Here is a 15,556-nt window from a genome sequence, read left to right on the forward strand (position 1 = left end):
ATGTGGTTCGCGCAACAGGCGCTGGGCGACGTTCCGGTCACCATCGCGCAGTACATCGAGGTCGACGGGCATTTGGACCTGGAGATGCTCACGGCGGCGTCGGTCATGGCCGGCAAGGAGTTCGGTTCCGGGTACCTCCGCATCCTCGATGTCGACGGCATGCCGTACCAGATGGTCGACCGCTCGATCGACGACACCATTCGGCTCCAGGACTTCCGCGACGAGGCCGATCCCGCCGCCGCGGCCATGGAGTGGATGCGGCGCGAGTACAGCGCTCCGATCGACCTCCTGAACTCGCGACTGGTCGCGCTGTGGTTGCTTCGCCTGGACGAGCAGCGGTGGTTCTGGTTCTCGCGCATCCACCACGTGGCGCTCGACGGTTACGGCGCGATGGCGATGATCACGCGCATCGCGGAGATCTACACCGCCATGTCCGCGGGTGAGGAGATTCCGCCCGCCAAGGCGCTGGACGTGAAGACGGTCTTCGAGGACGAGGCCAAGTACCGCGACTCGACGCGATTCGAGAAGGACCGGGAGTACTGGCAGACGCGGACCGCGGACCTGCCCGCGCCCGTCTCGCTCGCGGGCCGGACGGCCCCGGTCGGCAGTCACGCCCGCGTCGCCTCGGCGGCGCTCCCGCCGGCGTTGAGCGACGCCGCGGACGCGGCCGTCGACGCACTGCAGACCGCGCAGGCGCCGCTCGTCGTCGCGGCGTTCGCGGCCTACCTCGCGCGGATGACGGACACCGAGGACGTCGTGCTCAGCCTCCCGGTGTCGGCCCGCACCACCGCGCAGCTGCGCAACTCCGGCGGCATGACGTCGAACATCGTCCCGCTGCGGTTGTCCGTCACCCGCTCGGTGACCGTCGCGGAGCTCGTGCGCGACACCCAGATCGAGCTCACCGGCGCGCTGCGCCGTCAGCGGTACCGGCACGAGGACATGCGCCGCGACATCGGTCGGGGCAACGGTGACCGCGGGCTGTTCGGCCCGTCCGTCAACATCATGCTGTTCCACCCGGTGATCCAGCTCGGCGAGGCCACGGGCCGTCTGCACGTGCTCACCACCGGTCCCGTCGAGGACCTCGCGGTGAACATCTACGCGGGTGTCGCCGGATCGTCGACCAACATCGACTTCGAGGCGAACCCCGACCTGTACTCGGCGGACGATCTCGCCCGCCAGCACGCCCGCTTCTTCCGGTTCTTCGAGGCCTTCGTGTCCTCGGATCCGGATCGGGCGGTCGCCGACCTGCCGCTCGCGGACGACGAAGAACGCCGCCTGACGCTGGGGCGCTTCAACGACACCGCCGACACCGTCGAGCCGGGCACCGTGATCGACCATCTGCGGGCGCGCGTGGCAGAGACCCCCGACGCCGTGGCCCTCGACTTCGAGGGTGCGCAGCTGACCTTCGCCGAGTTCGGCCAGGCCGTGGCTCGGCTCGCTCGCCACCTGATCGATCTCGGGGTCGGTCCCGAGGTGCGGGTGGCCGTCGCGATGCGTCGGTCGCTCGACCTGCTCGTCGCGATCCACGCCGTGCTCGAGGCGGGCGGCGCCTACGTCCCGCTGGACCCGGACCACCCGCCGGCCCGGACCGACTACGTCCTGCGCACGGCCGACCCGCTGTGCGTGCTCACGACCTCCGCCGACGGGTTCACGGTTCCGGACCACGAGGCCCCGGCCGACCGCGTGGACGTCGACGTGCTCGAGGTGGACCGCCTCGACCTGTCCGGCCTGTCGTCGGGCGCGGTCTCCGACGCCGAGCGCCGTGGTGCGATCCATCCGTCCACCACCGCGTACGTCATCTACACCTCGGGGTCGACGGGTCGGCCCAAGGGCGTCGCCGTCGCGCACGAGTCGATCACCAACCAGGTCGAGTGGGTGTTCGACACCTACGGGTCGTCCACCGAGCGTCAGGTGGTGCTGCAGAAGACCCCCGTCACCTTCGACGTGTCGGTGTGGGAGTTGTTCGCGCCCAGCCGCGGCGCGACGCTCGTGATCGCCCGACCGGACGGCCACCGCGATCCCGCGTACCTCGCCGACGTCATCGAACGCACCGGGGTCACCGCCACGTCGTTCGTCCCGTCGATGCTCACTCTGTTCGTCGAGCAGATCGAGCCCGGACGGTGCTCGTCGCTGCGCGCGGTGCTGGTGGCCGGCGAGGCGTTCCCACCGCGGTTGGTGGAGGCCTGGAGCCGATTCGGGTCGGTCGACGCCGTCCACAACCTGTACGGCCCCACCGAGTTCACCGTGCACGCGACGGCGGCATCGATCACGTCGGTGCCCCGCATCTCCGTGCCCATCGGGTCGCCGGTCCGCAACTCGCGGGCCTACGTCCTCGACCACCTGCTGCGCCCGCGGCCGATCGGCGCGGCCGGCGAGCTGTACCTCGCCGGACGTCAGCTCGCGCGCGGTTACGCCGACCGTCCCGATCTGACGGCCGATCGCTTCGTCGCCGACCCGTTCTCGACCACCGGTGAGCGGATGTACCGCACCGGCGACCTGGTGCGTTGGAACCCCGACGGCGAGCTGGATTACCTGGGGCGCACCGACTTCCAGGTCAAGGTGCGTGGTCAGCGCATCGAGCTGGGCGAGATCGAGGCGACGCTGCTGCAGGACGATTCCGTCCGTGAGGCCGTCGTGGTGGTCCACAACGGAGACCTCGGCCAGCGTCTGGTGGCCTACGTCGTGCCCGCCTCCGGACGGGCCGTCGACGTCGCCACCCTGGCCGACGTGGTCGCGGGCATGCTGCCCGCGTACATGGTGCCGGACGCGATCACCGTCATCGACTCGATGCCGCTCAACTCGAGCGGCAAGCTCGACCGGCGGCAGTTGCCGGAGCCGGTCTTCCGGGACACCGGCGCCACCTTCCGCGCTCCCACCACGCCGGTCGAGCAGCAGATCGCGGCCCTCGTCGCCGATGTTCTCGGCGTCGCGCGCGTGGGTGTCGACGACTCGTTCTTCGCCCTCGGCGGCGACAGCATCATGTCGATCCAGTTGGTCGCGCGGGCCAAGGCCGCCGGTCTGCAGATCACGCCGCGCGACGTGTTCGAGGCCAAGACCGTGGCGCGGTTGGCCGAGGTCGTGTCCGACGCGGCCGAGACACCGGTGCTGGCCGAACTGCCCGGCGGGGGAGTGGGATCGGTCCCGCTCACCCCGATCATCGCGTGGATGGCGGCGGACCCGGCGCTCACGGCGTCGTTCGCGCAGTCGATCGTCGTCGATCTGCCGCCGAACCTCGACCGGACCGGGTCCGACGAGGACAGGGTGGTCGCGACGATCGCCGCGGTCGTGGCGCATCACGACGTGCTGCGTGCTCGGCTCGAGCGCACCGGCGACGGCTGGTCGCTGACGGTGCCGCCCGCGGGTGACGCGGTGCCGGTGCGGTCGATGCTCGAGCATCGCACGCTCGCCCCGAGGATCGGCACCGCCGAGTTCGACGCCGCTCTCGCCGAGATCTCCCGCGACGCGCTGACCCGACTCGACCCCGCGGCGGGTCGTACCGCGGCGTTCGTGTGGCTCGAGGCCGGATCCGAGCAGTCGGAGCGCGACCGACTGCTGATCGTGCTGCACCACCTCGTCGTGGACGGGGTGTCCTGGCGCATCCTGCTGCCCGACCTGGCGACGGCATGGGCTCAGTTGTCGGCGGGCGAACCGGTCGCGTTGCAGCCGAGCGGAACCTCGTTCCGCCGCTGGGCGCACGCGTTGCGCGATCGGGCGACGAGCGAGACCGTGCGCGCGCAGCTGCCGCACTGGCGCACCGCGCTCGGTACCGAGCAGGAGCAGTTCGCCTCGCGCCCACTGAATCCCGCCGTGGACACGGTGGCGACCCTCGACCGGATCGACGTGACGTCGCCGTACCCGGTGACCTTCGCGATGCTCACCACGGTCCCGACGACGTTCCGCGGCGGCGTCAACGACGGCCTGCTGACGGCGCTCGCGCTCGCGGTGGGGCAGTGGGAACGGCGGCGCGGCAACGCGGCTCGATCCTTCGCGGTGAACCTCGAGGGCCACGGCCGCGAGGAGGAACTGGTGCCGGGCGCGGATCTCTCGCGGACCGTCGGCTGGTTCACCTCGATGTACCCGGTGCGCCTGGACGTCACGGACGTCGACCTCGCCGACGCGTTGTCGGGTGGCGGTGCGGCGGGCACGGCGATCAAGGCGGTCAAGGAGCAACTGTCCGACGTGCCCGATCGTGGCGTCGGCTACGGACTGCTGCGCCACGGCTCCGAGCCGGTCATCGATACCGATGCCCCGGTTCCGTCGATCGGCTTCAACTACCTGGGTCGCGTCGGCACCGCCGACGTGCCCGAGGAGATTCGCGCCGGCGGCTGGTTCCCGGACGCGCGACACGCGGCGCTGAACGGCCTGCGCGGCGACGACGTGCCCGTGCAGGTCGCGATCGACGTCACCGCGATGGTGGTGGACGGCGAACACGGTCCCACCCTGCGTACCACGTTCGAGTATCCGTCGACGCTGTTCTCGCGCACCGAGATCGACGATCTCGCGCAGGTGTGGTCCGAGGCGTTGGGCGCCCTGGCCGCGCACTCGGCCGAGCCGGACGCCGGCGGTCTGACCCCGTCGGACGTCGACCTGGTGCGCGTCGATCAGCCGGTGATCGAGTCGCTCGAGACCACCTATCCGGGGCTCGAGGACATCTGGCCGCTGGCCCCGCTGCAGGCGGGCCTGCTGTTCCACTCGGCGCTGGCGGGCGACCACCTCGACGTCTACTCCACGCAGATCGTGCTGGAGTTGGGCGGGCGTCTGGACGCCGAGCGTCTGCACGAGGCCGCCGACGGTCTGGTCGCGCGGCATCCGAACCTGCGCGCCGGCTTCGTGGTCGACGACGAGGGCACCGCTCTGCAGGTCGTGGTCGAATCGGCGGTGGCGCCGTGGACCCAGCGCGACCTCACCGCCGATCCGGATCTCACGGCCGCGGACGTGGAGGCCGCCGCCCGCGAGGCGGTGCTCGCCGAGCGCACGGCGCGCTTCGACATGACCGCGCCGCCGCTGCTGCGGTTCCTGCTGATCCGCACCGGGCCGGACCGTCACGTCTTCGCGATGACCAACCACCACATCCTGCTCGACGGGTGGTCGTTGCCGATCGTGGTGCAGGACCTGTTGTCGCTGTACGTCTCTCGTGACCCGGCATCGCTGCCGCGGGTGCGTCCATACCGGGACTACCTGGCGTGGCTGTCGGCGCGGGACGATCGGGCCTCGCTCGCCGCCTGGGCAGGGGCGCTCGAGGGCGTCGAGGAGCCGACGGCACTGGTGCCGGCCGCGGGCCCCGCCGACGAGGCCGCCTCCGACGCGGTTCCGGCCGATCACGTCGTGCCGGTGCCGGCGGAGGTGAGCGAGCGGCTCCACGCCTTCGCCCGCGATCGTGGTGTCACCTTGAACACGGTTCTGCAGGCATCGTGGGGAATCGTGCTGGCGCGCAACACCGGTCGCGACGACGTGGTCTTCGGCACCACCGTCTCCGGCCGCCCCCCGCAGGTGCCGGGCATCGAATCGATGCTGGGCCTGTTCATCAACACCCTGCCCGTGCGGGTTCGCCTGCGGCGCGGCGACGACGTCGGCACGCTGCTCGAGCGGCTGCAGCGCGAGCAGACCGCGTTGCTCGACCATCACTACGTCGGTCTGACGGACATCCAGCAGAGTGTCGGCGTGGGTCCGCTGTTCGACACGCTCATGGTCTACGAGTCCTACCCGCTCGACCGCGAAGCGCTCACGCGTGAAGCGGATTTCGACGGATTGCGCGTTCTCGGAGTCGAGTCGGGCGACGCCACGCACTACCCGTTGACGGTCGTCGCGGTCGCCGACCCGGACCTGCGCCTGATCGCGAAGTACCTGCCCGGGCGCCTCGGCGCCGACGAGGTCCGCGACATCATGGACGGCTTCCTGGGCGTCCTCGCCGCGGTCGGCGAGGACACCGCCCGTCGCGTCGACGACATCGAGGCGCTGCCCGCGGCGCGCCTGGACGAGGTCGCCGCCGTCCAGGGGGCGCCCTCGCTCGAGCCACGCCTGCTCGGTGACCTCTTCGCCGACGCGGTGCGTCGCCGCCCGGACGGCGACGCGGTGGTCACCGACGACGACTCCGTCACCTACGCCGAGCTGGATCGTCGGTCGTCGGCGCTCGCGCGGGAGCTGCTCGCCCGCGGTGCGACCACGGAAACGGTGGTGGCGCTGGCCATTCCGCGGTCCGTGGCGTACTTCGTCGCTCTCTGGGCCGTGGTCAAGAGCGGTGCGGCCTACCTGCCGGTCGATCCTCGCTACCCGGCCGAGCGCGTGCGTCACATGGTCACCGACTCCGCGGCGGTGCTGGGGCTGACCTCGGTGGGTACCGCTGCGGTGCTCGCGGAGCCGTTGCCCGAGGACGTCGACTGGTTCCGCATCGACGACGCACGCGCCCGGGAACTGCTCTCGGCGCACCGGGACGGCCCGGTCGAGGCCGGCGAGCTCGCCGGGGCGCCGGGCCCGGACTCGATGGCCTACATGATCTACACCTCCGGCACCACGGGGACGCCGAAGGGCGTCACCGTGCCCCACCGGGGACTGGTCAACTTCACGGCCGAGGTGACCGCCACGTACGAGGCCGGCCCGCAGTCGCGGGTCATGGCGTTCGCCTCGCCGAGCTTCGACGCGTCGGTGCTCGAGCTGCTGCTCGCGACGGGCGCCGCCGCGACGCTGGTGGTCGTCCCCGCCGACGTGTACGGCGGTGAGGAGCTCGAGGCGTTCCTGCGTCGTCACGAGGTCACGCACGGCTTCGTCACGCCGGCCGCGCTCGCGACCGTGGACCCCGCCGCCGCACCGCACTTCGATCGGGTCGTCGTGGGCGGCGAGGCCGTGCCGGACGATCTTGTCCGGCGCTGGGCCCCGGGGCGACGCATGTTCAACGGCTACGGGCCCACCGAGACCACGATCCTGTCCAACACCACCGAGCTCACCGCCGACCGCCGCGTCGTGATCGGTCCGCCGATTCGCGGTATGCGGGCGTCGATCCTCGATGCTCGACTGCGGCCGGTGGGCCCCGGTGTGCCGGGTGAGCTCTACCTGTCGGGCCCGTCGGTCACCCGCGGGTACCACGAGCGTCGTAGCCTCACCGCCGAGCGGTACGTGGCCGACCCGTCGGGCACCGTCCCCGGCGCCCGCATGTACCGCACCGGCGACGTGGCACGGTGGGTCGAGGACCGCGGCGAGTGGGCCGTGGAGTACCTGGGGCGCAGCGACTTCCAGGTGAAGATACGCGGTTTCCGGGTGGAGCTGGGAGAGATCGACGCGGCCGTGGGTCGTCACACCGACGTCGAGTTCGCCGTCACCCTCGGTGTGCCGCTCCCGTCCGGGGCCACCACCCTGGTCACCTACGTGCTCCCGCGAGCGGGATCGCCGCTGGCGTCCGACGACGACGCAGCCGAGACGATTCGAACGCACGCCGCCGCGACGCTGCCCGCGCACATGGTGCCGGGCGCCGTCGTCGTGCTCGGCTCGGTGCCGTTGACGCCCGCCGGCAAGCTGGATCGCCGCGCCCTGCCTGCTCCCGAGTTCACCTCCACCGGGGAGGACGGGCCTGGTACCGACGTTGAACGCGCTCTGGCGGAGGTCTTCTCGGACGTTCTGGGCCTGCCGTCCGTCGGGGTGCACGACTCCTTCTTCGACGTCGGCGGCAACTCGTTGGTCGCGACCAAGCTGGTCGCTCGGGTCAACGCGCTCGGTGCCGGTCGCCGCGTCGGCGTGCGCGACGTGTTCGAGAACCCCACCGTCGCCGGTCTCGCCGCGGTGGTCGCCGCCGCCACGGCAGACGACGCCGCGGTCACCGAGCTCCCGGCCCTCACCGCCGGCCCGCGACCGGACCACGTGCCGCTCTCGCCGGCGCAGCAGTCGATGTGGCTGCTCAACCGGTTCGACACGTCGTCGCCGGCGTACAACATCGTGCTGCCCGTCCGACTCACCGGATCGCTGGACACCGATGCGCTCCAGGCCGCCGTCGTGGACGTGGTCGAACGGCACGAGGTGCTGCGCACCCGCTACCCCGAGACCGACGACAGCGGACCCAGCCAGGACGTGCGGCCCGCGTCCGAGGTGACGGTCGACCTGACGCCGGTGGCTCTGCTGGGCGGCGACACCGGTGTCGAGGAGCGTCTGCTCGAGGCGGTCGTCGACTTCGTGTCGACCGGGTTCGACGTGGCGGCCGCTCCGCCGGTCCGGGCCCGGCTGTTCCAGGCCGGACCCGCCGACCACGTGCTCGTCGTGGTGGTGCACCACATCGCGGCGGACGGCGCGTCGATGGCGGCGCTCGCTCGCGACGTGATGATCGCCTACGCAGCCCGCGCGGACGGTACGGAGCCCGGGTGGGAGCCGCTGCCGGTGCAGTACGCCGACGTCGCCCTCTGGCAGCGCCGCGTCCTCGGTGAGCCCGACGATCCGACCTCGCCGGCCGGGCGCCAGCTCGAGTTCTGGCGACGCACTCTCGCCGGGGCGCCGGAAGTGCTCGAGCTGCCGACCGACCGGCCGCGTCCGGCTCGACGGACCACGAACGGCGACTTCGTTCCCGTCTCGATCCCGGCCGACGTCGTCGAGGCGCTCGACGCCGTCGCGAAGGACGCGCAGGGGTCGCTCTTCATGGCGGTCCACACCGCCCTCGCCGTGCTGCTCGCCCGCGCGACCGGTAGCGACGACATCACCGTGGGGACGCCCGTCGCGGGCCGTACCGCCGGACCGGCGGAGGACCTCGTCGGCATGTTCGTCAACACGGTCGTGCTGCGCTCGTCCGTCGACCCGTCGGCGACGTTCACCGATCTGCTGCGCCGCACACGCGACGCCGACCTCGACGCGTTCGCGCACGCGGACATCCCGTTCGAGACGCTGGTCCGGGAGTTGAACGTGCCGCGGTCGACCGCGTTCACGCCGCTGTTCCAGACCATGTTGTCCTTCCAGAACAACGCGCCGGTGCAGTTCGAACTGCCCGACCTCACGGTGTCGGTGCTGACCGAGCTGGCCGACGGCGCCAAGTTCGACCTGCTCGTCGCGCTGGAGCCCACGGCGACCGACGACGGCCGCACCCGACTGGACGGCCGCTTCACCTACGCCACGGACCTGTTCGATCGCGCGACGATCGAGACGTTCGTGTCGTGGTTCCTGCACGTGCTCACCGCGGTCGCCGCGGACCCGACGTCGGTGGCGGGGGACATCGACCTCGACGGCAGCGGCACCGCCGGAACCGACCCTGCTCTCGACAAGCCCGAAAGGCCCTCTGTGCCGTCTGCTCTGCCCCCTCGTCGGATGACGGTGCGCGACCTCCCTGCGCTCCTCGCAGCGGCCGCCGAGGTCGACCCCTCGGGGATCGCGGCGTCGTTCGACGGCATGGACGTGACCTACGCGCAGTTCCACGAGCGGCTGCAGCTGCTGTCCGGCCCGATGTCCGCACGCGGCATGGGCCCGGACGCGATTGCGTCCGTGGTCCTCACCGGTCTGCTGCCCACCCTGATGGCGGCGCCGCCCAACGCGGACGGCACCGACGCCTTCGGTCAGGTGCTCGACCAGGTGGTCGCCGATGCCCACGCCCTGGTCGGCGACATCGAGATTCCCGAGCCGGTCGAGAGCGCCCCCGTCGAGACGGCCCCCGAGGCGGCCCCGGTCGAGCAGGCCCCGTCCGCCGACGCCGCCGACGCCGCCGCCGTCGCCTCGGAGTCGCTGCTCGGGCTCTGGGCCCGGTCGGTCGAGGCCGACGGCGACGCCCCGGCTCTGCGCCACGGCGAGATCACCGTGACGCGTGCCGAGCTCGATCGCCGCGCGACGCGCCTCGCTCGCACCCTGCTCGAGTCCGGTGCCGGGCTCGACACCGTGGTCGCGTTGGTGCTGCCGCGCTCGATCTCGTGGGTGACCGCGATGCTCGCGTGCTGGAAGGTGGGCGCCGCGTACCTGCCCGTCGATCCGGCCGCGCCGGCCGAGCGCACCGCCTCGGTGCTCGCCGACGTGAACGCCGTTGCCGTCGTGGTGGATTCGGCCGGGCTCGACCTGCCGGCGGAGCTGCCGGTGGTCGACGTGGCCACGGCCGAGGGCGACGGGGACGCGAGCCCGCTGCCGGATCCCTGGACGACGCCGGGCGCGGACGCCGCGCTGGCCTACGTCATCACGACGTCGGGGTCCACCGGCCGACCGAAGCCGACGCTGGTGCCGATGGCCGGCGTCGTGAACACCTACGCCTGGTACCGCGAGTTCCTCGGTCTCACCGAGGGGTCCTCCACGCTGGTGGTCTCCTCGCCGCGCTTCGACCTGACGCAGAAGAACGTGTGGGGCCCGCTGACCGCCGGTGGCGTCGTCCACCTGGTGGACGAGGGTTTCGACCCCGCCGCCATTCTCGGCGCGATCGATGCGGCGCACGCCGCGGGTGAGCGCATCGACGCGATCAACCTGGCGCCCAGTGCCTTCGAGGCCCTCGTCGATTCCGACACCGACGAGACCCTGCTCCGGCTCGGTGCCGTCGTGCTCGGCGGCGAGCCGATCCGCCCGGCCGTGTACCGAACGTTGATGAACAGCGATGTGCGGCTGATCAATTCGTACGGACCGACCGAGGCGTCGGACGTCACGTCCGCCTTCGTCATGTCCACCACGGGCGAGCCCCTCGACGCCTCCCGCGTGCCGATCGGTGCCCCGATCGACGGCGTGGAGTACCGGGTGCTCGACGCGCGCCTGCGCCGCGTTCCCCGTGGTGTCGTCGGCGAGCTCTACATCGGCGGCATCGCCGTCGGTCGCGGGTACGGCGGGCTGCGGGGTCAGACGGCCACGCGCTTCGTCGCCGGAGCCGACGGGACCCGTCTCTACCGCACGGGTGACCTGGTGCGCGTGCAGGCGAACGGGGACGTGCTCTTCGTGGGGCGCTCGGACTTCCAGGTCAAGATCCGCGGTCTGCGCGTCGAACTCGGCGAGATCGAGGCCGCCCTCACCACGCGCGACGACGTCGCGCAGGCCGTCGTGGTGGTCCAGTCGGAGACGACGCCCGACGGCGGGACGGTGGACCGACTGGTTGCGCACCTGGTGCCCGCAGCGGGTGCCGAGGTGGACCCGTCCGAGGTGCTCGGCTCCGTGCGGACGACGTTGCCGGACTACATGGTTCCCGTCGCGGCCGCCGTGCTGGACGCCCTACCGCTGAACGCCAGCGGCAAGCTCGACCGCAAGGCCCTGCCGACGGTGACGATCGGCGACACCGGCTCGGGCGAGTTCGTCGCGCCGCAGACGCCGGCCGAGGAGATCGTGGCCGGAGTGTTCGCCGAGCTGCTGCACCTCCCGCGGGTCAGCGCGACCGACTCCTTCTTCGAGCTCGGCGGCGATTCGCTGGTGGCCACGCGCGTGGTCGCACGGCTGAATTCCGCTCTGGGCGTGGCCGTCACCATGCCGGACATCTTCGAGTCCCCGACGGTCCGCACCCTCGCGGCCGCGGCGGAGGCGTCGCGCGGTGCGCCGCCGCGCCCGCCGCTCGTGCCCGTCGCGCGCACCACCGCCGACGGCGACCCCGCTCCGCTTCCGCTCTCGCTCGCGCAGCAGCGGATGTGGATCATCAACCGCTTCGATCCGGAGTCGGTGGGCTACAACATCCCGCTCACGCTCGGCCTGTCCGGGGAGCTCGACACCGAGGCCCTCCGCGGGGCTCTGCGCGACGTGGTGACCCGCCAGGAAGCGCTGCGCACGGTCTTCCCGGACACCGGACACGGTCCCGTGCAGCGCATCCTGCCGATGGACGACGTCGTGCTCGATGTGGACGTCGTCGAGGCCGAGGGTGGCACGGCAGACGGGGACGGGGCGCAGGACGAGGTGACGGCGTTCGCGTCGCAGCCGTTCGACGTCACCACCGAGATCCCGGTCCGAGCCCGCATCGTCCGCACGTCGCCGACCGAGCATTTGCTGGTGTTCGTCGCGCACCACATCGCCTCCGACGGCGCCTCCTTGCTGCCGCTGGTGACCGATCTGGTCGAGTTCTACACCGCGCGCCGCGAGGGACGGGACCACGCTGCGACCCCTCTCGAGATCGCCTACGTCGACTACGCGACGTGGCAGCGCGAGCTGCTCGGGTCTCCGGACGACCCGGAATCGTTGTGGTCGAAGCAGACCGACTACTGGACCACCGCACTCGCGGGCATTCCCGAGGTCGGGGAGTTGCCGCTCGACCGCCCGCGCACCACCACGCGCACCGGAGTCGGTGCGGCCTTGCACTGGGACGTCGACCCGGAGTTGCACGCCGCGCTCGCCCGGTTGGCACGCCGCCACGGCGTGTCCCGGTTCATGGTGGTGCACGCCGCCGTCGCCGTGCTGCTCTCCCGCCTCGGCGGGGGCGACGACATCGTCGTCGGTACCCCGGTGGCCGGTCGCGGCGAGCCCGCGCTCGAGTCCATCGTGGGCATGTTCGTCAACACCCTCGCGCTGCGGACGCCGATCGGCCAGGACATGTCCGTGGCGGAGGTGCTGGCAGCGGTGCGGGACGCGGACCTCGCGGCCTTCGCGCACAGCGAGATCCCGTTCGAGTCGTTGGTGGAGGCGCTGCAGCCCTCGCGCACCACCGCGCACTCGCCGCTGTTCCAGACCATCGTGTCCTATCACTCGGATGCGCAGCCCACCATCGAGCTGCCGGGCTTGTCGGTGACGCCGGGTGCGGTGGACGTCGAGTTCGCCAAGTTCGACCTCGCCTTCGAGTTCTCCGAGCGCGTGGACGCCGAGGGCGCCCCGGCCGGGATCGGCGGGTACCTCGGTTACGCCACGGACATCTTCGATGCCGACACGATCGAGGCGATGCAGCGGCGGCTGACCGCGGTGCTGCGCGGGTTCGTCTCCGCCGACGATCGTGACGCCGCCCGTCCGTCCGGGAGTTCCGAGAAGGCCACAGCCGTCGGTGATCTCCCGATTCTCGATTCCGCCGAGGTGGCGGAGCTCTACCCGTTCCGCGCACCGGCGCCCGTGGACCCGACAGTCGCGAGCACGAGCCTGGTCGACCTGATGGACGACGCCGTCCGGCGCAACCCGAACGGTGTCGCCGTGGTGACGTCGACCGCCGACGGTGCCGTGCACGAGGTCACCTACGCCGAGCTCGACGCGCGCTCCACTCGCCTCGCCCGCGTCCTGATCGCCCGCGGCGTCGGGCCGGAGGTGCGGGTGGCCGTGGCCATCCGACGGTCCTACGAGTCCCTGCTCGCCGAGTGGGCGGTCACCCGCGCCGGCGGTGCGTTCGTGCCGGTCGACCCGAACCACCCCGCGGACCGCATCGAGCACATGCTCACCGACTCCGAGTCCCACCTCGGTCTGACGACCGCCGATCGCCTGGCCGACCTACCGACCGTCGACGGTGTCGAGTGGATCGTGCTCGGCACGGGGCCGTCCGGCGGACAGGACGATCCGGCCGACGCCGTCTCCGCGTCGACGGCACCGCTGACCGATGCCGACCGTCGCGGTCCCGTTCGGATGGACGCGGCCGCCTACGTCATCTACACCTCCGGCACCACCGGTCTGCCCAAGGGCGTCGTGGTCACCCACACCGGTCTGGCCAATCTCGCGGTGTTCCAGCGCGAGCGGTACGAGGTCACGTCGTCGTCCCGCGTGCTGCACTTCGCCTCGCCGAGCTTCGACGCCTCGATCCTCGAGCTGCTGCTGATGCTCGGCGCGGGCGCGACGATGGCGATCGCGCCGTCGGACGTCTACGGCGGCGACGAGCTGCGCGAGTTCATCCTTCGTCACCGCGTGACGCACTCGTTCCTCACTCCGACCGTCCTGTCGTCGCTCGACCCGACGGGTCTCGACGACTTCCAGTGGGTGGTTGCCGGCGGCGAGGCCGTCTCGCGCGACGTCGTCGCGACCTGGGCTCCCGGCCGTCACCTGTTCGACGGCTACGGCCCCACCGAGACCACCGTCATCTCCAACGTCGCCCCGCTGACCCCGGACCGTCCGGTGGTCATCGGCCACACCATCGACGGCGTCTCGGCGCTCGTGCTCGACCAGCGGCTGCGGCCCGTTCCCGTGGGGGTCGCGGGTGACCTCTATCTGATCGGCCCCGGCGTCACCCGCGGCTACCACGCCCGCCGCGGACTGACGGCCTCGCGTTTCGTCGCCGACCCGTCGTCGTCGACCGGCACGCGGATGTACCGGACCGGTGACGTCGTGCGGTGGGTCCAGGGACCCGACGGCCTGCAGGCGTCGTACGTCGGCCGCTCGGACACCCAGGTGAAGGTGCGCGGTTTCCGTATCGAACTCGGCGAGATCGACGCCGTCCTCACGGCGCACGACGACGTCGCCTTCGCCGCGACGATCGGCCGCACCGCGCCGTCGGGCGACACCGTCCTCGTCGCCTACGTCACCGCGGCACCCGGCGCGACACCCGATCCGCACGCCCTGGCCGCGCACGCCGCCGCGTTCGTGCCGTCGTACATGGTGCCCTCGTCGATCATGGTGATCGACGAGGTCCCGCTGACGCCCGTGGGCAAGCTCGACACCCGCGCGCTGCCCGAGCCCGAGTACTTCGAGCACGCGACGGACGGGCGCTTGCCCGCCACCGCGATCGAGCACACGGTGGCCCAGGTCTTCGCCGAGATCCTCGGGGTCGACCACGTCGGCGCGGACGACTCGTTCTTCGAGATCGGCGGCAACTCGCTCGGCGCGACGCGGGTGATCGCGCGGCTCAACTCCGCCGTCGGCGCTCGGCTCGGGGTGCGCGAGATCTTCGAGAACCCCACCGTTGCCGGCCTCGCCCGCCGGCTCGGTGACGTCGCCGGCAGCGGCGGTCGCCCGCCGCTGGTGGCCCGTCCGCGCCCGGATCGGGTGCCGCTGTCGCTGGCGCAGCAGCGCATGTGGTTCGTGAACCGACTCGATCCCGAGTCGGCGGTGTACAACATCCCGCTCGGCCTGCGGCTCACCGGCGACCTCGACGTCGCGGCGCTGCGTGCGGCGCTGACCGACGTCCTGGCGCGCCACGAGTCGCTGCGGACACGGTTCCCCGATTCGGTCGACGGTCCGTCCCAGGAGGTTCTGGGGGTCGAGGAGACCCTCGCCGCCGTGGATCTCGAGGCCGAGACCGTGGCCGACGAGCAGGACCTGCACGGCCGGATCGTCGCCGCGGCGAGCGCCGGCTTCGACGTGACCGCCGCACCGCCGGTGCGGGTGCACCTGTTCCGGACCGGGGACACGGACGAGCACGTCCTGTTGCTGGTCGTCCATCACATCAGCGCGGACGGGTCGTCGATGGCCCCGCTCGCCGCGGATCTGGTGCGCGCGTACGCCGCTCGGGTCTCGGGCGGCGCGCCGGACTGGTCGCCGCTGCCCGTCCAGTACGCCGATTTCGCGCTGTGGCAGCGTGCGGTGCTCGGAGTCGAGGAGGACCCCGAGTCCCTCGCCGCCGAGCAGGCGCGGTACTGGCGCGAGAACCTCGCGGGACTGCCGGATCTGCTCGAGTTCCCGCTCGACCGCCCGCGTCCGTCCGTGCGGTCCATCGAGGGCGGTGCCGTCGAGACGACGATCCCGGCCGAGATCCAGTCCGCCCTCACGGATCTCGCCCGCGAGACGGACACCACGCTGTTCATGGTGATGC

1 protein-coding gene (cut by a window edge) is annotated in these 15,556 nt (G+C 71.9%); it reads left to right on the plus strand.

Features of this window, described 5'->3' with window-relative positions; all coding sequences use genetic code 11:
• Nucleotides 1-15,556, plus strand: partial view of a non-ribosomal peptide synthase/polyketide synthase gene (locus A3Q40_RS02165; protein ID WP_442971303.1) — the 5' end (the start) only. It continues 18,530 nt past the right edge of the window; only the first 15,556 of its 34,086 coding nucleotides appear in the window; the start codon lies at nucleotides 1-3; its stop codon lies beyond the right edge, outside the window.

It is taken from the genome of Rhodococcus sp. PBTS 1 (assembly GCF_001620025.1).
GTDB classification, from domain to species: Bacteria; Actinomycetota; Actinomycetes; order Mycobacteriales; family Mycobacteriaceae; genus Rhodococcoides; species Rhodococcoides kroppenstedtii.